22 protein-coding genes are annotated in these 24,472 nt (G+C 70.2%); 8 read left to right on the plus strand and 14 right to left on the minus strand.

Features of this window, described 5'->3' with window-relative positions; translation table 11 throughout:
• Positions 1-159 precede the first annotated feature (159 nt).
• Positions 160-1,578, plus strand: a complete 1,419-nt coding sequence (locus tag RBS12_RS07275) for an APC family permease (protein ID WP_373886498.1) — start codon at positions 160-162, stop codon at positions 1,576-1,578.
• A gap of 11 nt (positions 1,579-1,589) precedes the next feature.
• Here RBS12_RS07275 and RBS12_RS07280 read toward each other — a convergent pair whose 3' ends face one another.
• The 12 genes from RBS12_RS07280 to RBS12_RS07335 form a co-directional block, all read right to left on the minus strand.
• Entirely contained in the window at positions 1,590-2,297 is a 708-nt protein-coding gene (locus RBS12_RS07280; RefSeq protein ID WP_307965410.1) for a phosphoribosyltransferase family protein, read from the minus strand.
• Between the two features lie 119 nt (positions 2,298-2,416).
• Positions 2,417-3,280, minus strand: a complete 864-nt coding sequence (locus tag RBS12_RS07285) for an HpcH/HpaI aldolase/citrate lyase family protein (RefSeq protein ID WP_307965411.1) — start codon at positions 3,278-3,280, stop codon at positions 2,417-2,419.
• Positions 3,265-4,050: a 2-oxo-hept-4-ene-1,7-dioate hydratase gene (gene hpaH / locus RBS12_RS07290; RefSeq protein WP_307965413.1), complete on the minus strand. Its 786-nt coding sequence runs from the start codon at positions 4,048-4,050 to the stop codon at positions 3,265-3,267. The genes RBS12_RS07285 and hpaH overlap by 16 nt, the downstream gene beginning before the upstream one ends.
• A gap of 3 nt (positions 4,051-4,053) precedes the next feature.
• A complete protein-coding gene (gene hpaD, locus RBS12_RS07295) occupies positions 4,054-5,175 on the minus strand; it encodes a 3,4-dihydroxyphenylacetate 2,3-dioxygenase (protein WP_307965414.1) in 1,122 nt (373 codons plus the stop codon).
• A gap of 49 nt (positions 5,176-5,224) precedes the next feature.
• A complete protein-coding gene (hpaE, locus tag RBS12_RS07300; protein ID WP_307965415.1) occupies positions 5,225-6,748 on the minus strand; it encodes a 5-carboxymethyl-2-hydroxymuconate semialdehyde dehydrogenase in 1,524 nt (507 codons plus the stop codon).
• A 26-nt stretch (positions 6,749-6,774) separates the two neighbouring features.
• A complete protein-coding gene (locus RBS12_RS07305) occupies positions 6,775-7,515 on the minus strand; it encodes a GntR family transcriptional regulator (RefSeq protein WP_307965416.1) in 741 nt (246 codons plus the stop codon).
• Entirely contained in the window at positions 7,512-9,023 is a 1,512-nt protein-coding gene (locus RBS12_RS07310; RefSeq protein WP_307965417.1) for a fumarylacetoacetate hydrolase family protein, read from the minus strand. Before RBS12_RS07310 ends, RBS12_RS07305 begins: the two co-directional genes overlap by 4 nt.
• A gap of 248 nt (positions 9,024-9,271) precedes the next feature.
• Entirely contained in the window at positions 9,272-10,090 is an 819-nt protein-coding gene (locus RBS12_RS07315) for an alpha/beta hydrolase (RefSeq protein WP_307965655.1), read from the minus strand.
• A gap of 46 nt (positions 10,091-10,136) precedes the next feature.
• A complete protein-coding gene (locus RBS12_RS07320) occupies positions 10,137-10,466 on the minus strand; it encodes a biotin/lipoyl-containing protein (protein WP_307965418.1) in 330 nt (109 codons plus the stop codon).
• A complete protein-coding gene (locus RBS12_RS07325; RefSeq protein WP_307965419.1) occupies positions 10,459-11,568 on the minus strand; it encodes an alpha-ketoacid dehydrogenase subunit beta in 1,110 nt (369 codons plus the stop codon). Before RBS12_RS07325 ends, RBS12_RS07320 begins: the two co-directional genes overlap by 8 nt.
• Complete coding sequence (locus tag RBS12_RS07330; protein ID WP_307965656.1) at positions 11,561-12,565, minus strand: thiamine pyrophosphate-dependent enzyme; 1,005 nt, start codon at positions 12,563-12,565, stop codon at positions 11,561-11,563. Before RBS12_RS07330 ends, RBS12_RS07325 begins: the two co-directional genes overlap by 8 nt.
• A gap of 340 nt (positions 12,566-12,905) precedes the next feature.
• Entirely contained in the window at positions 12,906-14,300 is a 1,395-nt protein-coding gene (locus tag RBS12_RS07335; protein ID WP_307965421.1) for an amino acid permease, read from the minus strand.
• Positions 14,301-14,549: 249 nt separating this feature from the next.
• On the opposite strand from RBS12_RS07335, the gene RBS12_RS07340 reads away from it, so the two are divergent.
• The 6 genes from RBS12_RS07340 (at position 14,550) to RBS12_RS07365 (ending at position 21,066) form a co-directional block, all read left to right on the plus strand.
• Positions 14,550-15,020, plus strand: coding sequence for an Lrp/AsnC family transcriptional regulator (locus tag RBS12_RS07340; RefSeq protein ID WP_307965423.1), 471 nt, complete (start codon positions 14,550-14,552; stop codon positions 15,018-15,020).
• A gap of 149 nt (positions 15,021-15,169) precedes the next feature.
• Positions 15,170-15,952, plus strand: a complete 783-nt coding sequence (locus RBS12_RS07345) for an NUDIX domain-containing protein (RefSeq protein WP_307965424.1) — start codon at positions 15,170-15,172, stop codon at positions 15,950-15,952.
• Complete coding sequence (nadA, locus tag RBS12_RS07350) at positions 15,949-17,256, plus strand: quinolinate synthase NadA (protein ID WP_307965425.1); 1,308 nt, start codon at positions 15,949-15,951, stop codon at positions 17,254-17,256. The genes RBS12_RS07345 and nadA overlap by 4 nt, the downstream gene beginning before the upstream one ends.
• Entirely contained in the window at positions 17,253-18,926 is a 1,674-nt protein-coding gene (nadB, locus tag RBS12_RS07355) for an L-aspartate oxidase (RefSeq protein WP_307965426.1), read from the plus strand. The genes nadA and nadB overlap by 4 nt, the downstream gene beginning before the upstream one ends.
• 86 nt (positions 18,927-19,012) lie before the next feature.
• Positions 19,013-19,912 carry a carboxylating nicotinate-nucleotide diphosphorylase gene (gene nadC, locus RBS12_RS07360; protein WP_307965657.1) on the plus strand — a complete coding sequence of 300 codons (900 nt, stop codon included), beginning with the start codon at positions 19,013-19,015 and terminating at the stop codon, positions 19,910-19,912.
• Positions 19,909-21,066: a cysteine desulfurase family protein gene (locus RBS12_RS07365; RefSeq protein ID WP_307965427.1), complete on the plus strand. Its 1,158-nt coding sequence runs from the start codon at positions 19,909-19,911 to the stop codon at positions 21,064-21,066. The genes nadC and RBS12_RS07365 overlap by 4 nt, the downstream gene beginning before the upstream one ends.
• Positions 21,067-21,212: 146 nt before the next feature.
• On the opposite strand, the gene RBS12_RS07370 is transcribed toward RBS12_RS07365, so the two are convergent.
• The gene (locus RBS12_RS07370; RefSeq protein ID WP_307965428.1) at positions 21,213-22,682 is read right to left on the minus strand and encodes a DUF222 domain-containing protein; all 1,470 of its coding nucleotides are present in this window, start codon (positions 22,680-22,682) and stop codon (positions 21,213-21,215) included.
• A gap of 106 nt (positions 22,683-22,788) precedes the next feature.
• On the opposite strand from RBS12_RS07370, the gene RBS12_RS07375 reads away from it, so the two are divergent.
• Positions 22,789-23,760: a squalene cyclase gene (locus RBS12_RS07375; protein ID WP_307965429.1), complete on the plus strand. Its 972-nt coding sequence runs from the start codon at positions 22,789-22,791 to the stop codon at positions 23,758-23,760.
• Positions 23,761-23,929: 169 nt separating this feature from the next.
• Here the strand turns inward: RBS12_RS07375 and RBS12_RS07380 are convergent, their stop codons facing one another.
• Positions 23,930-24,442: a GtrA family protein gene (locus RBS12_RS07380; RefSeq protein ID WP_307965430.1), complete on the minus strand. Its 513-nt coding sequence runs from the start codon at positions 24,440-24,442 to the stop codon at positions 23,930-23,932.
• Positions 24,443-24,472 lie beyond the last annotated feature (30 nt).

Genomic DNA, 24,472 nt, shown 5'->3' on the forward strand with positions numbered 1-24,472 from the left:
CTTCCCGCTGCGCGGGAGATTGGAGGAGCCATGAGCATCGAGACAAGCTCACACAGCGCAGACTCACGCAGAGCTGATTCACGCAGCGCTGATTCACGCAGCGCAGACACGTCGACGAGCGCACCCCACCGCCGCCTCGGCGTCGCATCCGTGACGATGATGATCATCGCCGCCTCCGCGCCGCTCACGGTCCTCGCGGGCGGCGTGACGACGACGTTCGCCGTCACGGGGCTCCTCGGGGTCCCACTCTCGTTCCTCCTCCTGGGCGGCGTGCTCGCGGTCTTCGCCGTCGGCTACGCCGCCATGAGCCGGCACGTGACGAACGCGGGCGCGTTCTACGCGTACGTTGCGCAGGGCATCTCGCGACCCGCCGGAGTCGGGGCCTCCCTCGTCGCCCTCATGTCCTACAACCTCATGCAGGTCGGCATCTACGGGCTTTTCGGCTTCACGGTGTCCTCGCTCCTCTCGCAGCGCTTCGGTGTCGACGTCCCGTGGTGGATTCCCGTGCTCGTGTGCGTCGCCATCGTCGCCGTCCTGGGCGTCAATCGAGTCGACCTCTCGGCCAAGGTTCTCGGAGCCCTCGTTGCGCTCGAATTCCTCGTCGTGATCGTCTACGACGTGGTCTCGTTCGCGGTCGCGCCCGAGGGAGTCACCGCCGCGCCGCTCTCACCCGAGAGCCTCTTCGTGCCTGGCGTCGGGGCGGTGCTCTCGTTCGGCATCGCGGCGTTCATGGGCTTCGAGTCGGCCGCGATCTACGGCGAGGAAGCCAAAGATCCGCGCCTCACGATTCCGCGCGCGACCTACACCGCGGTGGCCATCATCGCGGTCTTCTACGCGGTCTCCTCGTGGGCCATGGCCGTCGGCACGGGCCCGTCGCAGCTCGTCGACGTCGCGGGCAAGCAGGGCCCGGACCTCATGTTCTCCTTCCTCGGCTCGCACGTCGGAACGATCGTCGCCGACATCGCGCAGCTCCTGTTCTGCACGAGCCTCTTCGCGGCCCTCGTGAGCTTCCACAACGCCGTCGCCCGCTACTTCTTCTCCCTCGGGCGCGAGCGGGTGCTCCCCGCCTGGCTCGAACGGCGGAGCCGCCACGGCGCGCCCAAGGCGGGCTCGCTCGTGCAGACGGGCATCGCCGTCGTCGTCGTGGTGGGATTCGCCGTCGTCGGCATCGGTTCCGACCTCGGGCCGCTGTACCCGGTCCTGACCCTCTTCACCTGGCTCACCAACGCCGGTGCGATGGGCCTCGTGCTTCTCATGGCCATCGTGTCGGTCTCCGTGGTGGGCTTCTTCCGCCGTCGTCGTGCCCTCGCGGGCGGCGCGTGGTCGGCGCTCGTCGCGCCGGTCATCGGCGCCGTCGCGCTCGCCGCGGTCTTCGCGCTCATCGTCGCGAATTTCGACGTCCTGCTCGGCCAGACCGAAACGACGCCCGTGAGCTTCGTCCTTCCCGCGCTCATCATCGTGCCGGGGATCGCGGGCATCGTGTGGGCGCTGCGCCTGCGGGCCACGGCCCCGGAGCTCTACCGCCGAATCGGCCACGGCGAGGAGGGATCGCTCGCTCATCACCTCGGGGAGGAGTAGCCCCGACCGAGTCAACCGCGCGCGGCGAGGAGGCCCATGACCTCCTCGTCGCTGCATTGGGGGAACGAGATGTAGGCGCCCCCCACCGAGCGGAACCCATGCGGCTGGCGGGGGCACACAACGCGGTCGACGAGCGCGGCAAGGTCCCTCACCACGGAAGGCGGTGCGACCGGGAGGGCGAGGACGACGGCGGAGGCCCCCGCCGCGCGCACGGCGGCGATCGCCGCGCGGGCTGTGTCGCCGGTCGCCGCGCCGTCGTCGCACACGACCACGATGCGACCGAGCACGTTCTGGGACCGCCCCGCGAGGTAGAGCCTTTCCTGGCGCTCGAGTTCGGCGGCCTCGCGCTCGCGTACGCGGTCGAGGCCCGACTCCGTGAAGCCCGAGGCGAGGAGCCTTCGCATGAGCGGGCGGTCGACGTCGGACCGGCGCACGCCGTCGCACGCGGCGATCGCGCCGAAGGCAACCTCTTCGTGGCCGGGGATCCCGAGCTTGCGGGCCGGTACGACGTCGAGCGGGAGGCTGAGGACGCGGGCGACTTCGGCCGCGACCGCAACGCCCCCGCGGCTCAGGCCGAGAACGAGGGCCGGCGCCGTGGTGCCACCGGCACCGGCATCGGGGGAGGCAGCGTAGTCGCCGAGCTCAGCGGCGAGCACCCGGCCCGCGGCGGCCCGGTCGGCGTACGGTCCGTGTTCTGCGTCTCCGTACGGCCACGCCATGGCTTCAGTATGCGCGCGGAGCACCTCATCCGCGACGCGATGGCGCACGGACGTGGTGGCAGCGGCTGGGGCGTGGGCGGGGCTGATGCCCGCCCACGCCACCTGCACCGCGCGGCGCGTCAGTAGCTCGGCGGCCGCTCGCCGTCGTCGGCCTCCGTGACTTTTCCACCGTCAGCCGCCTGGACGCGCGTGAACCGCGCCGCGAGTTCCTCGCTCGATCGCGCGAGGATCGACACGTCGGCGCCCACGAGCACGAAACGAGCCCCGGCATCGATGTAACGCCGTGCTGTCGCCTCGACGAAGGCGTTGACGCCCGCGGGCTTGCCTGCCCCGTGGGCGGCGGCAAGGCAGCGTTCGACGGCGGAGATCACCTCGGGATGCTCCTGCTGGCCCAGATAGCCCATCGACGCGGCGAGATCGGAGGGTCCAATGAAGATTGCGTCGATGCCGTCGACGGCGAGGATCTCCTCGACGTTCGCGACCGCCTCGGCCGTCTCGATCTGCACCGCGAGCGAGATGGTCTCGTTGGCCCGCGCGAGGTAGTCCGGGATCCGGTTCCACCGCGCCGCGCGGGCGAGCGCCGAGCCGACCCCGCGCACGCCGTGCGGCGGGTACCGCACAGCGGCGACGGCCGCGCGGGCCTGCTCGGCGTCGTTGACCATCGGAATGAGCAGGTTCTGCGCGCCGAGGTCGAGGTACTGCTTGATGAGTACCGCGTCGTTCCACGGCAGGCGCACCATCGGCAGGACGGAGTACCCGTACACGGCCTGGAGCTGGGCGAGGACGGACTCGAGCGAGTTGGGGCTGTGCTCGGCGTCGATGAGCAGCCAGTCCGCGCCCGAGCCGGCCATGATCTCGGCCACGAGGGCGCTGCCCGAGCAGACCCACAGGCCGATCTTCGCGCCGCGCCCCTGGCCGGCGTTCGCCGCGCCGTCGGCGAGCGCGTGCCGGAACGTGCGTTCGGGCTCTAGACGAAACGACATGTCACCGTCCCCAAGGGCCCGTAGTCCGCGTACACCGTGTCTCCCTCGTAGACCCACATGGGGCGCGTGAACGACCCCGCGAGGACGAGGTCTCCGGCGCGCAGGAACTGGCCGTGCTGGGCGAGCTTGTCCGCTAGCCACGCGACGCCCTTGGCCGGGTGGTTGAGCACGCCCGCCGCGACGCCCGTCTCGATGATCTCCTGATTCTGGTACAGGAGCGCGGAGACCCAGCGGAGGTCGACGTCGTGCGGCCGCACCGGGCGGCCTCCCACGACCATCGCGCCCATCGCCGCGTTGTCCGAGATCGTGTCCACGATCGTGCGGCCCTGCATCTCGATCCGCGAGTCGAGGATCTCAAGGGCCGGGACCACGTAGTCCGTCGCGTCGAGGACATCGAAGAGCGTGATCCCCGGGCCCTTGAGGTCCTGTTTGAGGCGGAAGGCGAGCTCGACTTCGATGCGCGGGTGCGTGTAGCGCTTCCACTCCACGACCGCGCCGTTCTCGAACACCATGTCGTCGAAGATGACGCCGTAGTCCGGCTCGGTGATGCCGGTCGCGGCCTGCATGGCCTTCGACGTGAGCCCGATCTTGCGCCCCACGGCGCGCTTGCCCTGGGCCTCGAGCCGCGAGGCCCAGAGCTTCTGCACGGCGTACGAATCCTCGATGTCCATGCCCTCGTAGCGCGTGTGGAGGAGCGGGACAGGCGTGCGAGTCTTCCCCGCGTCGACGAGTTCGTCCGCGATGGCCTGGATCGTCGTCTCGTCGAGCATCCGCTAGACCTGGCTTCCGAGCTTGAAGCCCTTCGACGCCTCGCCGTGGTACGAGCCGGACTCGTCGCCCGCACGGGTGTACGAGAAGCCGTCGGCGCCGATGGTCACGGCCATCTCCGACTTCTCCTCGCGCTTGACGACCTCCTGCGGGTTGCCGTCGAGGTCGAGCACGAGCGAGGCCTCCGTGTACCAGGACGGGACGACGGGGTTGCCCCACCAGTCGCGGCGCTGGTTGTCGTGGACGTCCCACGTGATCGTGGGGTTGTCCGGGTCGCCCGTGTAGTAGTCCTGCGTGTAGATCTCCACGCGGTGCCCGTCCGGGTCGAGGATGTAGAGGTAGAACGCGTTCGAGACGCCGTGGCGGCCCGGGCCGCGCTCGATCCGGTCCGACATGCGCAGGGCGCCCATCTTGTCGCAGATCTGGATGATGTTGTGCTTCTCGTGCGTCGAGAACGCGATGTGGTGCAGGCGCGGACCGTCACCGCCGGTGAGCGCGGTGTCGTGGACGGTCTGCTTGCGGTGGAGCCACGCGGCGTACGTCGTGCCCTCGGAGTCCTTGATGTCCTCCGATACGCGGAAGCCGAGGCCCTCGAGGTAGGCGCGGCCCCGCGGGACGTCCGGCGTGACCTGGTTGAAGTGGTCGAGGCGCACGAGCTCGCCGGCCGAGTACAGGTCGTACCGCATGTGGAGGCGCTCGACGTGCTCGACGTCGTAGAAGAACTCGTACGGGAAGCCCAGCGGATCCTCGACGCGCACGGCGTCGCCGATGCCGCGCACGAAGCCCTCGCGGCGGCGCTCGGTCCGGCAGCCGAGCTCTTGAAAGTACGCCTCGGCCTTGTCCACGTCCTCGGGCGTGCGCACGCGGAACGCGAAGGCAGCAGCGGCCGCGACCGGGCCCTTGCGCAGCACGAGGTTGTGGTGGATGAACTCCTCGAACGAGCGGAGGTAGATGGCCTCGTCGTCCTCGTAGGTCACGTGCAGGCCCAGGAGGTCCACGTAGAACGCGCGGGACTTCGCGAGGTCCGTGACCACGAGGTCGAGGTAGGCGCAGCGGACGATGTCTGGTGCGGGGACGGAGGGCGTGGTCGGGACGGGTGGGCGGGTGAAATCAGGGTGGCTGGTCATGGTTGTGCTCTCTTCTTCGAAAGTCGCCTGGTGAAAATCGCGGGAAGGGTCAGCTGTCGGCCGAATCGGCGGCGTCTGCGACGCTGCCGAACTTGGGCGAGTGGGCCTCGTTGAGCGTGATCTGAACTGACTGCTGGGTGGTGTAGAAGTCGATCGAGCGGTAGCCGCCCTCACGTCCGAGGCCGGAGGCCTTCACGCCGCCGAACGGGGTGCGCAGGTCACGGACGTTGTTGGAGTTCAGCCACACCATGCCCGACTCGATGGCGTGCGCGAAGTTGTGCGCACGCTTGAGGTTCGAGGTCCAGACGTAGGCAGCGAGGCCGTACTTGGTGTCGTTCGCGAGATCGAGCGCCTCGGCGTCGTCGTCGAACGGTGTGATCGCGACGACCGGCCCGAAGATCTCCTCCTGGAAGATCCGCGCGTCCGGCTTGACGTCGGCGAAAACCGTCGGGGCAACGTAGTTGCCGTCCGGCAGGCCGTCCGGACGGCCGCCGCCGGCCAGGAGCCGGCCCTCGGTCTTGCCGATCTCGATGTAGCTCATGACCTTGTCGAAGTGGTTCGGGTGCACGAGCGAGCCGACCTCAGTTGCGGGATCGCTCGGGAGGCCCACGACGATGTTCTTGGCGCGCTCGGCGAAGCGTTCGATGAAGTCGTCGTAGATGTCGCGCTGCACGAGCACGCGGCTGCCGGCGGTGCAACGCTCGCCGTTCAGGCTGAAGACACCGAAGACCGTGGCGTCGAGGGCCGCGTCGATGTCGGCGTCGGCGAAGACGACGGCCGGGCTCTTTCCGCCGAGCTCGAGCGAGAGGCTCTTGAACTGGGGGGCGGCTGCGGTCGAGATGGTGGCGCCCGTCGAGCTGTCACCCGTGAAGGAGACGAGCGGCACGTCCGGGTGCTTCACCAGGTAGTCGCCCGCGACGCTGCCGGATCCGAAGATCAGGTTGAAGACTCCGTCGGGCAGGCCCGCCTCGCGGAAGATCTCGGGCCACAGCACGGCGGAGAGCGGGGTGTAGCTGGCCGGCTTCATGACGACGGTGTTGCCCGTCGCGATGGCCGGGGCGAGCTTCCACGACTCCTGCATGAACGGGACGTTCCACGGGGTGATCAGTGCGGCGACGCCGATCGGCTTGCGGTTCACGTAGTTGAGCTGGCGACCGGGCACCTTGAACGCGTTGTCCTCCTGCGCGACGATCAGGTCGGCGAAGAAGCGGAAGTTCTCGGCGGCGCGGAGGGCCTGGCCCTTGGCCTGCGTGATCGGCAGCCCGGAGTCGAAGCTCTCGAGGAGGGCCAGTTCGTCGTCGCGCGATTCGACGATATCCGCGATCTTGTGCAGCACGCGTGAGCGTTCACGCGGCAGCATTTTCGACCACGGGCCCTTCTTGAAGGCGCGCTTGGCTGCGGCGACGGCGAGGTCGACGTCTTCTGGCTGGCCGGCGGCGGCCGTGGCGTAGTTCTGGTTGGACACCGGATCCAGCACGTCGAAGGTCTTCCCGCTGATGGAGTCAACGAACTCGCCGTCGATGTAGTGCTGGAGGTGCGTGGGCAGATTCTCCGGGACGAAATGCTTGCTCATGTTCTGCTCCTGAGAGTGATGGACGGTTAGAGGGTCACGAAGGAGGCGAGGGGGCCGCCGTCGGGCGCGGACGAGCGGCTGTACTCGAGGTAGGCGTTCAGGGTGGCGGCGCGGTGCTCGCGGGCGACCTTCTCGATCTGCTCGGAGCCGGCACCGGATTCGATGAGCTTCAGAATGCGCTCGTGCTCCTCCACGGATTCGCCCGCGCGCTCTGGCACGAAGCTGAACGTCGAGCCGCGCAGCGCCGTGAGCCTGTTCCAGCCGCGGTGGACGAGGTCGAGGATGTGCGGATTCGGGCAGTGCTCGAACAGGACGCTGTGGAACTCGTGGTTGAGGCGCGTGAACTGCACAGGGTCGAACTTTTCGGGGAAGTCGACGAGCATGGTGCGCATGCGAGCGTTGATCTCGCGGGCGGCCGCGAGGTCGGAGGGCCCGACGGCGGGGGCCGAGAGCGCGGTCGCGGCGCCTTCGACGAGGCTCAGGGTCTGCATCGTGTAGAGGTACTCGACCGGATCGATCCCCGAGACGGTCGCACCGATGTTCTTCTCGAACGTCACGAGCCCCTCAGCTTCGAGGCGGCGCACGGCCTCACGCACCGGCACGACCGAGACGTCGAGCTCCGCTGCGACTTGCGCCAGGACGAGGCGCGCGCCCGGCGCGAGGGCACCGGCGACGATGCGGGCGTGGAGCCACTCGTAGGCGAGCTGTGACTTGCTGAGGCTGGGAGTCGTGGCCGTTGCCGCCACCGTACGGGTCGGCGCGCTCATGCTTGCGGGCCTGCTTCACCCGAGGCGTCAGCGTCGTACTTTGCTCGCCACACAGCGTTCATCGGGAACAGGCCGTCCACGGGGTTGCCCTCGGCGACCCGCTCCGCGACCCAGGCCTCTTCGCGCTCCTGGGCAACGGCGTCGTCCGCTACCTCCTCGACGAGCTGCGGCGGGATGACGACGATCCCGTCCTCGTCGCCCACGATGACGTCGCCGGGCTGCACGGCCGCGCCGCCGCACGCCACCGTCTCGTCGACAGCCCACGGCACGTGCTTGCGTCCGAGGACGGCGGGGTGCGCGTTCGCGCCCCACGCCGGGATGTCCATGCCCGAGACCGGGCCGAAGTCGCGGATGCCGCCATCGGTGATGATCGCCGCCGCTCCGAGGACTTGGGCGCGGAGCGCGAGGACGTCGCCGAGCGTGCCCGAGCCCTTCTCTCCCCGCGCGTCCATGACGAGGATGTCGCCGGGTCGCAGCGAGTCGACGGCGCGCTTCTGGGCGTTGTAGCCGCCGCCGTGGGTCTTGAAGAGGTCCTCGCGGGCCGGGATATAGCGGAGAGTCCGGGCCGTGCCGACGACTTTCGCACCCGGCTTCGTCGGGATGAGGCCCTCGATGTGGCAGTTCTGCATGCCGCGCTTGCGGAGCTGGACGCTCAGCGTGGCCGTGCCGACCGAGTGGAGCTTCTCGGTGAGCTCCGGGGTGAGGACGCTCGCGGGGCGCGGATCCTGCGCGGGCTCGGGGGAGAGGCCCGCCGCTTCAGCGGAGCCCCACGCGTCGATGCGGTCCGCGTCCGTGAGCTTGGGCATCGCGCCGTACGGCTCGAGCCCGCGCGGCGACTCGACCACGCGGTTGGCGAGCCGCCCCGTGGTGAGGGTCGCGCCGTCGGACGTTGCGCCGTCGACCTCGATCTCGACGAGGTCGCCGGGCTGGGCGACCGTTGCGCCCGCGGGCGTGCCGGTGAGGATGATGTCGCCCGGCTCGAGGGTCATGAGGCGCGAGAGGTCCGCCATGAGCTGCGCAAACGGGAACAGGAGCGTCGACGTGGAGTCCTCTTGCGCGAGGTCGCCGTTGATCCACATGCGCACGCGCAGGGCCGCCGGGTCGAGCTCCTGGGCCGGGAGGAGGGCCGGGCCGACGGGCGCGATGCCGTCGACGCCCTTCGACCGGAGGTTGGAGCCCTTGTCCGGCCAGCGGAGGTCGGCGAGGCCGGCGTCGTTCGCCGCGGTGACTGCACCGACGTGCTGCCACGCGTCTTCCGGGGCGATGCGGTGTGCGCGGCTGCCGATCACGAGTGCGACTTCGCCCTCGACCGTCAGGAGCTCGACGCCCTGCGGCCGGTGGAGGTCGGCGCGGTGGAGCGCGAGCGACGTCGCGGGCTTGAGGAAGTAGGACGGGACAGCGGGCATGCGGCCGCGCTGTGCGGCGCGGCTCGGGTAGTTGAGGTGGACGGCGATGACCTTGCCGGCGGCGTCGAGCGTTTCCTGGCCAAGCTGCTCCGGTCGTTCCACGGATCCCTCTCCCTCGAGTCGGCAGTTCCGCCAAGCCCGGGCGATTCCCGGTCAAGTGGAACTGGATCGTATACGATCATCGTATACGATCCAGTCTGCCCGTCCGCGGGCGGCGCGTCAACCCCCCATCGTTCAAGGGTCACCTTCCGTGGGTGGCGGTCCGTTTGAGGGTCAGCTCCCGTGGGTTGGACCCACCGAAAGTGACCTCTGAACGTGCTGGGACCCGCGTTAGGTGACCTTTGGACGGATTAGCCTTCGGCGAGGAACGCGATCGCCGCCTGCTTGAAGGCGCGGGCGGTGACCGCATTGACGTGGTTGCGCCCCGGGAGCACGAGGACCTGCGCCTGCGGTACGAGCGCGTGGAGCGCCTCGAGCCCCTCGATGCGCTCGTCCTTCTCGCCCGCAACCACGAGGACGGGCTGCCTCGGCACGGCCTCGGCCGCGTCGAAGGGCTCCTCCTTGACGGCCTCGACGAGGGAGAGGAGGGCGTACATGTCCGATCCTGGCGAGGCCTGCGCCATGGTCACGAGCGTTGCGGTCGACTCGTCCTCGATGGGAGTGCCGTCGGCGAGGAACCGCTGGGCAGCCACGAGGTCGAATTCCGCGAGGGGATCGCGTGGGCTCGGCCCGCCGAGCACGATCCGCCGCACGATCGCGGGCTGGGTCGCGCCGAACTCCCAGGCGAGCCGCGAACCCAGCGAATAGCCGATCACGTCGAGGCCGCTCGACGGGTGCCCGGCCGCGATCGGCCGGGCACCCGCGTCCGAGGCGATCTGCAGGAGGTCAGCGCGGATGCGGCTCGGCGAGTACGAGTCCACATCCTCGGGCGCGGTGCTGAGCCCGTGCCCCGGAAGGTCGACGGCGATGACCCTCCGCCCCGCGTCGAGGAGCGCCGCGATCCATCCACTCTGCTCCCAGTTGAGTGCAACAGACGAGGCGAACCCGTGGATGAGCAGGACGGGCGGGAGCTCCGCGGGGCTTTCCGGCTCGAAGACCTGCACATTCAGGCCCGGATCGGTCCCCTCGACCGTGTGGTGTGTCGCGGGTCCCTCGTGGCGTCCGGTCATCATCGTCATGGTCCCGCCCATCCCTCGTTCTGGTGTTCTTGTTCGATCAGTCTTCGTCGAGGTTGGCGCTCAGCCGGACGCGCCGCTTCGGCGCCTCCTCGCTCGGGACCGTTCCGACGATCCCGGCCGTATCGTCCGGGACCTCGAACACGATGAGCGGCTCGCCGACCTTGATGACGTCGCCGGGGGCGCCGTAGAGCTTGAGCACCTTGCCGGACTGCGGCGACGGGAGCTCGAGTGAGGACTTCGTGGTCTCGACCTCGACGAGCGGCTGATTCCGCTCGACCTGGTCGCCCTCGGCGACGAGCCAGTCGAGGACGGTCGCCTCGATGAGGCCTTCGCCGAGGTCGGGAAGGGGGAAGGGAAGCTCAGCCACGCTTGTACTCCAATACTCGTTGGATGCCGAACAGGATCCGGTCGATGTTCGGAATGTACTCGTCCTCCAGGTCACCTGAGGGATACGGTACGTCGAAGCCTGTGACGCGCTCAACGGGTGCCTTGAGGGTTCCGAAGCAGCGCTCGGTGATGATTTGGGCCACCTCGGCGCCGAGGCCGGACGTGCGCGGGGCCTCATGGACGACGACGGCGCGCCGCGTCTTCCCGACGGACGTCGCCAAGGCGTCGGCGTCGATGGGCTTGAGCCAGCGAAGGTCGAGGACCTCGACGTCGATGCCGTCCTCCGCCGCGAGCTCGGCGACCTGGAGGCAGCGGGCCACCATCGCGCCCCACGCGACGAGCGTGAGGTGCCGACCGGGTCGTGCGATGCGCGCGCCCGTGAGGCCAGCGTCGGTGAGGCCAGCGCCGGTGATCTCGGCGGACGACGGCGCGTCCCCGCCGTCGTCTGCTGTGCCCAGGTTCGCGGCCGCCTCCGTGACGACCAGGCCCTTCTGCCAGTAGCGGGACTTGGGCTCCATGAAGATGACTGGGTCCGGCATGCGCACTGCGGCCTTGAGGAGCGAGTAGCCCTGCTGCGGGTCGGCGGGGGAGACGACCTTGAGGCCGGGGACGTGCGCGAAGAGCGCCTCGAGGCTCTCGCCGTGGTGCTCGGGGGCGCGGATGCCGCCGAAGCTCGGCACGCGGAGCGTCACCGGCATCGGGACGGCTCCACGGCTGCGGTAGTTCATGCGGGCGAGCTGGCACACGATCTGGTTGACGGCCGGATACGCGAAGCCGTCGAACTGGACCTCGGGGACGGGATGGAACCCTGCCATCGCGAGGCCGATCGACATGCCGAGGATCCCCGACTCCGCGAGCGGCGTGTCGAAGACCCGCTCCGCGCCGTGCTTCGCGGCGAGGCCCGACGTCACGCGGAACACGCCGCCGAGCGTGCCGACGTCCTCGCCGAGCACGAGCGCCTTGGGGTCCTCCGCGAGGAGCTCGTCGAGCGCGAGGTTGAGCGCGCCCTGGAGGGAGAGCTCGAGGGTTGCGGAGGCCCCGGGGGCCACGCCGTTGTTGGACACCGTCAGCGTCTCACTCATGCTCGGACTCCTCACGCCAAGCAGCCTTCTGGCGCTTCAGCTCGTCGGTGGGCTCCTGGAAGACCAGGTCGAACATCTCGGCGCCCGGGCGGGGCCCCAGTGCGATGACGCCGAGGCGCAACGCCTCCGCTTCCGCGGCGGCGGCTGCGTCCGCCTCGGCGAGGGCCGCCTCCGTCGCGACGCCCTCGGCGAGGATCCGCTCGCGGAGCCGTGCGATCGGGTCGGCGCCGGCGTCCTCGCGCTCCTCGTCGAGTGAGCGGTAGCGGCCCGGATCGTCCGAGGTCGCGTGCGGTCCGCGGCGGTACGTCATCGCCTCGACGATCGCGGGGCCGTGGCCGGCGCGGGCATGGGCGACGGCGCGCCGGGTCGCCTCGAGGACCGCGGCGGCGTCGTTGCCGTCCACCTGGACTGCGGGGATGCCGTAGCCCGCCCCACGCGCCGCGACGCTCCCGCCGGCAACCTGCTTCTCGGTCGGGACCGAGATCGCCCAGCCGTTGTTCTGCACGAAGAACACCACAGGGGCCTTGAACACGGCGGCGAAGTTCATGGCCTCGTGGACGTCGCCCTGGCTCGAGGCGCCGTCGCCGAGGTAGGTGATGGCGACGGGGAGGCCGTCCGCGCTGCCGGCGGCGCTGTTGGCCGGGCCGTTGGCCGCGCTGCGCGCCTCAAGAGTCTGCCCATGGGCCCAGCCGACCGCGTGCAGCACCGAGCCCGCGACAACGGCCTGGATGGGCGCGAGATGCGTTGCGGCTGCGTCCCACAGGCCGCCGTGCCACGTGGCCTTGTGGGTGGACATGTACTCGACCATGTCGACGCCGAACGCCCGGGCCACGCCGAGCTCGCGGTACGTCGGGAAGGCGAAGTCGCGGGCGGGGTCGAGCGCGAGAGCCGAGCCGACCTGCGCGGCCTCCTGGCCGAGCTCGGGCGCGTACGCGGGGAGGATGCCCTGGCGCTGCCACGAGATGGCTGCGACGTCGAGCTGGCGGACGGCGGTCATGAGCCGATAGAGCTCGGCGAGCTCGGCTCCCGTGGCAGCTTCCACCGCGGGGAGCTCGGGGAGTGGCTCCCGAGGTGCGCCGGCGAGGCCGGCGCGGCCCGCCGTCGTCGGTCGTGTTCCTAAAGTCTGCATAGCTCGACGGTACGATCGCCGCGCAAGATGTGCAACATCTATTGTTTTTTCTATACAAGCTGTCTCCCATGCCTGGAATGTGGCCCGGGTCACGCTGCATAGTGCCTAGCCAAAGGAAAAGCTCCGGGTTTTCGGACTCTGCCCCGCGCCGGAGCGCAAGGGCGAAGCCCGAAACCCGGAGCATCGCCGTTTGGCGGGCCGGGGCCCGTCAGACTTTAGCGGCCACCGCCCGCCGCCGCAGCCCGCAGCCTGCCGCGATGGCTGCCACGAGGGCGAACGTGCTGAGAAGCTGCGGGCGCGAGTCCTCGCCCACGAGGCCGACCGCGAAGATCGCCGCGAGGATCGTCAGGCCCACGACCGTGAGCCACGGGAAGCCCGCCATGCGCAGCGGCAGCTTGACGCCGTCGCGGTCCGCTCGGTGCCGCAGCACTAGCTGCGAGAGCAGGGCCGAGCCCCACACCATGAGGCATGTCGAGCCGACGATGTTGAGCAGCACGGGCAGGACCTTGTCCGGGAAGGCAATCTCGAGCACCGTCGCCACGACCCCGAACGCGACGCTCGCGAGGACCGCCGCCGCGGGAACCCGCGACGTCGTGAGCGAGGCGAGGGCACGGGGTGCCTCGCCGCGCTCGGCGAGCGAGTACACCATGCGAGACGCGCCGTAGAGGTTGGCGTTGAGGGCCGAGAGAAGCGCGACGACGGCGACGAGTGTGATCGCTGTCGCAGCGCCGGGCATGCCCGCGGCGTCGAGAACGGCCGCGAACGGGCTCTTGAGCCCCGCCGAGCCGACCGGGACGACGGCCGCGATGATGAAGATCGAGCCCACGTAGAACACGAGGATGCGCCACACGACGGTGCGGACGGCCTTGCCGACGCTGCGTGCCGGATCGCGGGTCTCGGCCGCGGCGACCGAGACGATCTCGGTCCCGCCGAACGCGAACGCCACGACGAAGAGGGCGGTGGCGATGCCGGCGAAGCCGTGCGGTGCGAACGAGTCCCCGCCGAAGTGCGCGACGCCGGGCGAGGGGATGCCCGGGACCCAGCCGAACAGGAGCGCGGCGCCGATCACGAGGAAGCCCACGATCGCGGCGACCTTGAGAAGGGCGAACCAGAACTCGAACTCGCCAAAGTTCTTGACCCGGGTGAGGTTGACCGCCGTGAGCGCCGCAACGAAAACGAGGGCCATGAGCCATACGGGGAGCGCTGGGAACACGGTCGCGAGGAGCCCCGCCGCGCCGAGGGCCTCCGCCGCGATGACGACCACGAGCTGGATCCACCAGAGCCAGCCGACCGTCGCGCCGGCCACGGGGCCGAGTGCGCGCGAGGTGTAGACGGAGAACGCGCCGCTGTTGGGGTTTGCGGCGGCCATCTCGCCGAGGGCCCACATCACGAGGATGATGAGCGTGCCCGCGACGAGGTAGGAGAGGAGGACGGCGGGGCCGGCGGCTTGGATGCCAGCCCCCGATCCGATGAACAGGCCAGCGCCGATCGCGCTTCCGAGGCCCATCATCGTGAGCTGCCTGGGCTTGAGTGCTGCCCCAAGCGTCGACGTCGTCGTCAATTTCGCTTGGTCGGTGCGCCCTGTCGCATCTGCAGTCTGCATAGAGTTATTGACTCTCTTCAGTTCTTGGGTGGCCGCGCTGGGGTGTGCGCTGAGCCGGGGACGGAGTCGAGAATAGCGCGTATTTCCGCGCTTGTGTGGCGCGTATCACGCCGCTGCGCAGACTGCTTTGTTACCGAGGCGTCTGCCATGTGACGCTGAGCAGAATGCGCAGTCTGTACCGGAGCTGGCATCAATCTGTAGCATCGCCTCGAAGGGGTCCGGCGGGGTAGTCGGACACGAGAGGTGGCCATGCGGGTTGATGAGCTCGACGCGAAGATCGTGCGTCTTTTCTCCGAGGAGCAGCGCATGTCGGTGCTCGAGGCGTCGCGGATTCTCAAGGTCGCGCGGGCGACCGTCCAGGCGCGGCTCGACCGCATGAGCGCGAGCGGCGTCATCGGGCGTTGGGTGCCGCAGCCCGAGCCGCGAGCGTTCGGTTTCCCCGTCGTCGCCTTTTGCTTCCTGACCATCAGCCAGGACCTCGGTCACGATGCCGTCTCGCGGGCCCTCGCGGACATTCCCGAGGTGATCGAGGTCCACACGGTCTCGGGCGACAGCGACCTCATGGCGCGCATCGCGGCTCGCTCCAACTCGGATCTGCAGCGCGTTCTCGACATCATGATGGCCACCAAGGCGATCGTGCGGTCTTCGAGCGTGATCGTCCTCAACACCCATTTCGAGGGCCGCACCCTTCCGCTCCTCGAGGCGGCGGCGCGCGGCTAGCGGGGCTCGCGGGGCCCGCGGCCGACGCCGGGGCGTCACCTTTTGCCTGCGGCCTCGCGCCGGCGTATCATCACTTAGAGTCACGCTGACTTTAACAGTCGGTGAACGGAAGCTCCGATGAACAAGACCGGCGAACGGAAGGGGGCACCATGAGCACGACCTACCCGAGCCCGTTCGGGGCGAACGTCTCCGAGCGCGCTCAGCTCCCGCCGACGCTCGCCATCTCGACGGTGATCTTCGCGCTCAGGCCGAGTCGGGCGTCCGGCAAGCCGACGCTGTGGCTTCCGCTTGTGCGGCGCGTGAAGGAGCCGTTCAAGGGCCAGTGGGCGTTGCCGGGCGGCCCCTTGACATCGACGGAATCGCTTGAGGACGCCGCTCGGCGGAACCTGCTCGAGACGACCGGCCTGGCCCCGGAGTATCTCGAACAGCTCTACGCGTTCGGTGGCCTTGACCGCTCGAGCCGCCCCGAGCGCGGGGCGCAGCGCGTCGTCTCGATCGTGTACTGGGCGCTCGTCCGCCCGACCGAGGCGGTGCTCCTCGTCGACAGCGAGACCGACAACGTCGCGTGGCACCGTGCCGATACGGCGGGGCAGGGCGAGGGCGGCCTCGCGTTCGATCACCGCGAGATCGTCGACTACGCGCTGTGGCGCCTGCGCAACAAGATCGAATACGCGCAGATTGCCTATCACTTCCTCGGCGAGAGGTTCACGCTCGCGCAGCTCCGCGAGGTCTACGAGGCGATCCTCGGCCGGACCCTTGACCCCGCGAACTTCCGTCGCCAGCTCACGTCGACTCCGCAGATCGAGGCGACCGACGAGTTTCTCGAGGGCGGGCGGCACCGGCCACCCCGCCTCTACCGATACGTCGGGCCGCCGACGCCGTATCCCGCATCAGACCATCCGCACCCGTCCACCTCAAGGAGCACCCCATGACGTCCGTCGCCACCGCCATCAGCCTCATCACGCGCGTCGAGGCAGAGCGCCGGTCCGCCACGGGTGGCGTAAGCACGTGCGGCACCGACCTTGCGAAGGGCCCGTGGGAGTTCGACGCCGCCGAGGCCCTTCGCGGCCTGCCCGCCTACGGGCCGGGCGCATCAAGCGCGGACATCGCCCCGGCGTCGACCCCGCGTCAGGGCCAGCTCCCGCAGGAGTACAAGGACGCGAGCGACGACGAACTCCACGCGCGCATCCTCGCCGCCAAGGAGACCCTCGGGGAGCGCGTCGTGGTGCTCGGCCACTTCTATCAGCGCGACGAGGTCGTCGAGCACGCCGACTTCGTGGGCGACTCCTTCCAACTCGCGAACGCGGCCCTCACGCGCCCGGACGCCGAGGCGATCGTGTTCTGCGGCGTGCACTTCATGGCCGAGACCGCCGACATTCTCTCCCGCGACGACCAGGCCGTGATCCTCCCGAACCTCGCCGCGGGCTGCTCGATGGCGGACATGGCGGATATCGACTCCGTCCAGCAGTGCTGGGACCAGCTCGAGGAGCTCTTCGGCACCGAGCCGGACGTCGACGGCCGCGTCCCCATCATCCCGGTCACGTACATGAACTCGTCCGCGGCCCTCAAGGGCTTCTGCGGCGAGCACGGCGGGATCGTGTGCACGTCGTCGAACGCCGCGACGGTGCTCGAGTGGGCGTTCGAGCGAGGCCAGCGCGTCCTGTTCTTCCCGGACCAGCACCTCGGCCGCAACACGGCCAAGGCCATGGGCGTCCCGCTCGAGCAGATGCCCATGTGGAGCTCGCGCAAGCCGTGGGGCGGCACCGACCCCGAGACGCTGCGCGATTCCCGCGTGATCCTGTGGCACGGCTTCTGCTCCGTGCATCGCCGGTTCAATGTCGCGCAGATCGAGAAGGCCCGCGCCGAGTACCCGGGCGTGCGGGTCATCGTGCACCCCGAGTGCCCCATGGAGGTTGTCGACGCCGCCGACGAGTACGGCTCGACCGACCACATCCGCAAGGCCATCGCCGCGGCGACCGAGCCGACAGTCTTCGCAATCGGCACCGAGGTCAACCTCGTCAATCGCCTCGCGGCCGAGTACCCGCAGCACACGATCTTCTGCCTCGATCCGGTCATCTGCCCGTGCTCGACGATGTACCGCATCCACCCGGGCTACCTCGCGTGGGTCCTCGAAGGCCTCGTCGATGGGGAGATCCGCAACCGCATCGAGGTGCCCGCGGGGGTCGCCGAGACGGCGCGCGTCGCGCTAGAGCGCATGCTGGCGGCCCGGCCGTGACGAGGCTCGCGACCGGGCGCACGCTCGCCATCGGACGCAGATTGGCCATCGTCGGAAGCGGCGTCGCGGGACTCTTCGGCGCCATTTCCGCCGCCGAGGCGGGGGCCGACGTCGTCCTGCTCACGAAGGCGCGCCTCGGCGACAGCAACAGCATGTTCGCCCAAGGCGGCTTCGCGGCCGTCCTGCCGGAGGGCCAGCACGCACCCGGCGACAGCGTCGAGAGCCACGTCGCGGACACCATCGCGGCGGGTGCCGCGCTCGGGACTCGCAGCGCCGTCGAAGCCATGTGCGCCCGCGCTTCCCGCGCGGTGGACGCGCTCCTCGCCCACGGCGTCGTGTTCGACCGCGACGCGGACGGGCGGCTCGCCCTCGGACTCGAGGCGGCCCACTCGTTTCCGCGCGTCCTGCACGCTGGCGGCGACGCGAGCGGCGCGGGGATCACGCGCGCGCTCATCGCGCGGCTCCGCGGGCTCGAGGCCGCTGGCCGCGTGCGCGTGATCGAGGGTGCCAAGGTTACGGATGTGATGATCGAGTGCGGCGCGGTCGCCGGCGTCGAGTTCGCCGCGGCGGGTGAGAGCAAGGCGGGTGCAAACGGCCCCGGCGCACGACGGCGCGTGGCGGCCGACGCCGTGCTCCTCGCCACCGGGGGAGCGGGCCAGCTCTTCTCGCAGACCACGAACCCCGCGGTCGCGACGGGCGACGGCGTGGCGCTCTCCTTCCGCGCGGGCGCGACACTGCGTGACCTCGAGTTCTATCAGTTCCACCCCACCGCCCTTCAGATCGCGGGCCCGGATGGGGTCCTTCGCTCCTCGCTCGTGTCCGAGGCCGTGCGCGGCGAGGGAGCCGTGATCCGCGACGCGTCTGGACGGCGCTTCGTCGCGGACTACCACCCGCTCGGCGAGCTAGCGCCCCGCGACGCCGTCTCGCGGGCCCTGGCCCTTCACCGACGCGCTGGCGGCGGGCAGGCGTATCTCGACGCGACCGGGCTCGAAGCAGCCCGCGGCCGGGGCTTCCTCGCGCAGCGCTTCCCCGGTCTTGACGCGATGACCCGCGCCGCGGGCTACGACTGGCGCCGCGACCTCCTCCCGATCGGCCCGGCCGCGCACTACTGGATGGGCGGCGTCGCCACCGATCTCGACGGCGCGACGAGCGTCCCCGGCCTCTACGCCGCGGGCGAGGTCGCCTGCACCGGAGTGCACGGGGCGAATCGCCTCGCATCGAACTCCCTGCTTGAGGGGGTCGTGTTCGCCGCCCGGGCCGTCGAGCGCTTCGTCGCCGCGGCCGGCGGCGCGTGGCGCAGGCCGGAGCCACGGGCCGCATCCCTCCTCGCGCTCGACGCTGAGCCAGACGCCGACGCGCGCGAGCTCGTCGGGCCCGAGGGCCGCGCCGAGCTGGCCGCCGTCATGGAGGCGGACGCGAGCGTTTTGCGCGACGCCGAAGGCCTCGCCCGAGCCGCCACCACGCTCGCCGGATGGCGCTCCGACGACCCCGAGACCGCGAACCTCCTCGTCGCGGGCCGACTCCTCGTGGCCGCGGCCGGGGCCCGCGACGAGTCCGTCGGCGCCCATTACCGCCTCGACTTTCCCGGGCGCCGCCCTCGTGACGGCGCCACGGAAGCCGGAATCGACGTCGTCCGCGAGACCGCGCTCGCGGGAAGGAGCCTTGCGTGAACGCCCAGCACCACACCCTCCCGGACGCCCGCATGCCTGAGACGACGCGCGCACCGCTGCCGTCCCTGCCGCTGCCGTCCCTGCCGCTGCCGCCCATGCCGCTGCCCGCGCTTGCCCTGCGCTCCGTGCTCGAGCTCGCCTACGCCGAGGACGCCCCGCACGGCGACGTGACGTCGCTGGCCCTCATCCCCGAGGCGGCCCGCGCGACGGCGGAGCTTCGTGCCCGGGTCCCAGGAGTCTTCTCCGGCGGTCCCGTCATCGAGGCCGGCTTCCGTTTCCACGATCCCGAGGCCCGCATCGAGCTGCTCGTTGCGGAGGGCGAGGCGTTCGAGGCTGGCGCGGTCCTCGCACGAGTCTCGGGGCGTGCACAGCCGGTCCTCACGGCCGAGCGCGTCGTGCTCAACCTCGTCCAGCGCATGAGCGCGATCGCGGCGCTGACGGCGCGCTATGTCGCGCTCACTGCGGGCACGCGGGCCCGCATCGTGGACACGCGCAAGACGACGCCGGGGCTGCGCGAGATCGAGCGCTACGCAGTGCGCTGCGGCGGCGGCCGGAACCACCGCTTCAGCCTCTCCGACGCCGTCATGGCCAAGGACAACCACCTTGCCGTCCTGACCGGCGGCGACCCCGCCCGCCTCACCGACGTCCTGCGCGCCGCGCGCGAGCGGCTCGGGCACACGACGCATTTCGAGGTCGAGGTCGACGCCATCGAGCAGATCGAACCGGTGCTCGCCGCGGGGGTGGACACGATCATGCTGGACAATTTCACGCCGGCGATGCTCCGTGAGGGCGTCGCGCGCGTCGCGGGCCGTGCCATCGTCGAGGCAAGCGGCGGCGTCAACCTCGACACGGTCGCGGAGATCGCGGCGACCGGCGTCGACGTCATTTCGGTCGGGGCGCTCACCCATTCCGTCGTGAACCTCGATCTTGGGCTCGACGTCGTGCTCGACGCCGCGGGCGTGGGAGCGGAGGGCCTCCGGTCATGATCTACCTCGACGCCGCCGCGACGACCCCCGTGCGCCGTGAGGCGCTTGAGGCCATGTGGCCATACCTCACGGGCGACTTCGGCAACGCGTCGAGCCACCACGAACTCGGCGAGCGCGCCCGCACCGCACTCGAGGCGGCCCGCGCCGACGTCGCCCGCGTGCTCGGCTGCCGCGCCGGCGAGGTGACGTTCACGTCCGGCGGGACCGAGGCGGACAATCTCGCCGTCAAGGGCATCGCGCTGGCCCGCCGCGCCGCTGATCCGCGCCGCACGCGCGTGACGGTGAGCGCCGTCGAGCATCCCGCCGTCCTCGAATCGGCGCGGAGCCTTGCCCGGCTGCATGGCTTCGCCGTCGATGTCGTGCCCGTCGACTCTGCGGGCCGGGTGACGCCCGAGACGTTCGCGGGCGCGATCGGCCCCGAGACGGCCGTCGCCTCGATCATGTACGCGAACAACGAGGTCGGGACAGTCCAGCCCATCGCCGAGCTCGCCGAGATCGCGCGCGCGGCGCGCGTGCCGTTCCACACCGACGCCGTCCAGGCCGCGGGTGCCCTTCCGCTGGACGTGCGCGAGCTCGGCGTCGACTCGCTCAGCATCTCGGGGCACAAAGTAGGTGCCCCCAAGGGAGTCGGAGCGCTCTACGTCGCGGGCCGCGTGAGTGTCGAGCCCCTCGTCGATGGCGGCGGCCAGGAGCGCGGCCTGCGTTCGGGCACGGAGAACGTCGCGGGCGCCGTCGCGCTGGCCACAGCGCTGCGGCTCGCCGAGCAGGAACGGGCGACGACGGCGCCCCGCCTTGCCGCGCTGCGCAGCGACTTTGTCGGACGCGTCCTCGAGCTCGTCCCGGACGCGCTCCTGACGGGCGACGCCGAGAATCGGCTGCCGGGCAGTGCGTCCTTCTGCTTCCCGCGCGTGAGCGGCGAGTCGGTGCTGCTCGAGCTCGAACGCCGGGGCATCGTCTGCTCATCGGGCTCGGCCTGCGCGGCGGGCTCGAGCGACCCATCGCACGTCCTGCTCGCGCTCGGCCTCGATGCCGAGACCGCTCAGACCGCCGTGCGCCTCACCCTGCCCACGACGATCACCGACGGCGAGCTGGCCGAATCCGCGCTCGCCCTCGCCGGCGCGTACGCCGCCGTCGTCGGCATCGCCCGCACGTAGAGCGGTACCGCCACTGCCGTCCTGCGCGGTGCTGATCCTGCTGCGCGGTGCTGGTCCTGCTGCGCGGTGCTGGTCCTGCGCGGTGCTGATCCTGCGCGGTGCTGATCCTGCCTGCGCGGTGCTGATCTCCGCGGTGCTGGTTGCCGTTAGAACGGAGGCGGCAGATCTCCTTCTGGATACGTGATGTACCTGCGGCCGGAAGGTGCCCTCCATTCCAGGGTTCCCGGCGGGGAACTGGAGTCGACCTGCCGCACGCACCACTGCCCGATCGTCTTGAGCCTGTGATGCTGTGGGCAAAGGAGAGCCATGTTGCTGGTGTCTGTCGTGCCTCCCTCGGACCATTCCCAGGTGTGGTCCGCTTCCGTCGCCGCCGCCGGCTTGTCGCAGCCCGGGAATCGGCAGGTCCTGTCCCGCGCCCCGAGGAAACGCCGCATGGCGAGCGTCGGCGCATAACGTCGTCGACCCAAGGCAAGCGGGGCGCCGTCTTCTGGATCGACGAATAGCCGCGTCCAGGTTGTTGCCTCGGACGCGAGAAGCCTCGCGGCGTTCGGATCAATGGCCCCATAGCCCACGATCTCGCCGGGCGAGTCAGAGTCGCCGGAGAGCGTGCGCGCCGGAACGGTCACGATGAGCTCGGTGCGCACGCCGCCTGCTGGCGGCGATGCCGAGGGAGCCTCGGTCGTCGTCGCCCCGCCGGCAAGCGCACCGCCGGCAAGCGCACCGCCGGCGAGGAGATCCGCGAAGACGTCGGCGCGCAGCTGGTTGACCGTGCGTTGCTCCTCGGGGCCTTGGAGCGAGCGGGCGATGGCCTCCAGCCGAGTATCGATCGCCGCCCCCATTTCCAGGGGCAGGTAAGCCGAGAGCCAACACATGCCGTCCTGGGCCGGTTCGAGATCGACACGGCGATGGGACGCGACTCGTTCCTTTCGCACAGAGAGCGGCTCGCCCGCGCACATGTCAGCCAGACGACGCAGACGGCGCTTCAACGCGCCCTGGCTGGGGATCTGTTCGGGATCGGAAGGGCAGGCGATTCCGATCGCCCTCGCCGCGAACTCTTCGAGGCGTTCGCGAGGAACGGGCGCGGCCGCATCGAGGATCACCGTGGCGCGACGGCGGGGGAGATCACCGGCCGCCATGGCGTCGAGGACGGGTCTCCAGACTGGACCCGTGATGGCGAGGGCCTCAGCGACCGAAGCGGAGGCTGTTCGCTGGGAGACCCGGAAGGCCGCGGCGAGCTCTGACGCGGCGACGTTGGGCGCCTCGAGCCGGTGAACAGGGTTCTCGGACGATCCGCCCACTGCAGCCGTGAGCGCTGCAAGCACCACGGCCTTGCGAGTGTCAAGCCTGGCCTGCTCGGCATCGATCATCAACAGCTCTGCGACGAGCGCGTCGGCTCGCTGTGAACGCGCCCGAGCCATGAGCGCCGTTGGCGAAAGGGCAGCCTCCCAGAGTGCATCGGCCTCGCCGTCGTCCTCCTCGGGCGATTCGAAGAGCGCGGGGTCCGCCAAGGGCGGATCGACGAGATGGGCAAAGGGGTCCGCGCGGAAGTCCCAGCCGTCCGTCCCCAGCGGGTCGGCCGACGAGACCGTCTGCTGATCACGCCCCCCGAAAGCCATGACTTGAGTCTCCACCAGGGGACCGACATTTTCAGCAAGCACCCTGAAGCTTCAGCAAGGACCCTGAAGCTCGGGGCGGGGCGGACGTGAAGAGTAGCCTGAGGAAATGGTCGTGGCACGCTCCATGAAGTGGCTCCTCGAAACTGATCCCGCGCTTCGCTGGCAGGTCGAACGCGACCTCCTCGGGGCGTCGCCTTCCGTCTGGGAGCCGACCCGCCAGCGCGTCGCGACGGAGGGGTTCGGCGCCCGCCTCCTCGCGCTCCAAGATTCCGACGGCCAGTGGGACGGCGGCGCCTTCTTCCCGGGGAACTTCGATTTTCACGGGCCCGAGGCGGCCGAAGGGGCTGGGCAGCCGTGGACGGCCACGACGTGGACGCTCAACGCCCTGCGCGAATGGGGGCTCGATCCCGCCACGCTTGCGGGGACCGCCGAACGCCTCGCCGCCAACAGCCGGTGGGAGTACAACGGAATGCCGTATTGGGCCGGCGAGGTGGACTGCTGCATCAACGCCTACACGCTCGCGAACGGCGCGTGGCTCGGAGCGGACGTTTCAGGCCTTGCCACGTGGTTCGTGGATCACCAGCTCGACGACGGCGGGTGGAATTGCGAGTGGGTCGAGGGGTCTGTGCGTTCGTCCTTCCACTCGACGCTCAACACGCTTAGTGGCCTTCTCGAATACGAGCGGGCCGCGGGCCGAAGCGACGGCCTCCGCGCTGCGCGCAAGGCCGGCGAGGAGTATTTGCTCGAACGGAGGCTCCTGCACCGGAAATCGACGGGCGAGATCGTCGCCCCCTGGGTCTCGACGTTCGCCTACCCGTTCCGCTGGAGGTACAGCGCGCTCAAGGCCATCGACTACTTCCGCTCCGCATCCCTCCATGACGGCACCGGGCCCGATCTTCGTGCAAGCGAAGCCGTCGAGCTCGTCCGCTCGGCCCGCCGGGATGACGGAACGTGGCTCCAGGAGGAACGGCTCCCCGGGCGCGCGTGGTTCGACGTCGACGTTCCTCCGGGGCAGCCCTCGCCGTGGCTCACGTTCTACGCGACCCGGGCCCTCGCATGGTGGGACGACGCGCGGTGAGCGCTGCGCGATGAAACGCCGCGCGATAAAACGACGCCCGGTGAGGGCCGCGCGATAATGACGACGCGCGGTGAGCGCCGCGCGATAAGGGCCGCGCGATAATGACGACGCGCGGTGAGCGCCGCGCGATAAAACCACGCGCGGAGAGCGCCGCGCGGTATATGCAACGTCAGGCGTTCCGCGCGCGGCGGAAAATCCAGTGCCGCAAGAGCGTGAACCGGACCGCGGTCGCGACCCAGCCGGCGATCGTCGTCGTCCATAGCTCGACCGCAACGCCGGCCACCGGATTGAGCCAGAGGAGGGCCCACAGGCTCCCGCTCGTGAGCAGGAGTGCGACGCCCATCGCGACTAGGCCATGGATGTGATCCTGCGCGAGGCCCCGCCGCTCCGTGATCTTGAACGTGAAGCGCCGGTTGAGCGCCGTGTTCATGACGGATGTCGCGATGAGGGCCACGGCATTCGCCAGCTGAGGGCCGAGCCAAGGGCGGCACAGTGCGTACAGGGCGAGCGAGGTCACGGTGCACACGATCCCGACGCCCGTGAAACGCGTGAGCTGGCGGATCAGGGGGCGCCGCCAGGCGGCCTCGAGCAGGCTTCCCGGGACACGCCGAAGCCCCTTCGGGGCCAGCGCGGTGCGCGCTGGTGCCGAAGGGGCCTCTCGCGAAGTCCACGGCTGATCCATGCGTCTACCTTCTCACGGCCAGCTGTGGTT

It is taken from the genome of Sinomonas sp. ASV322, from assembly GCF_030908245.1.
Lineage (GTDB): Bacteria > Actinomycetota > Actinomycetes > Actinomycetales > Micrococcaceae > Sinomonas.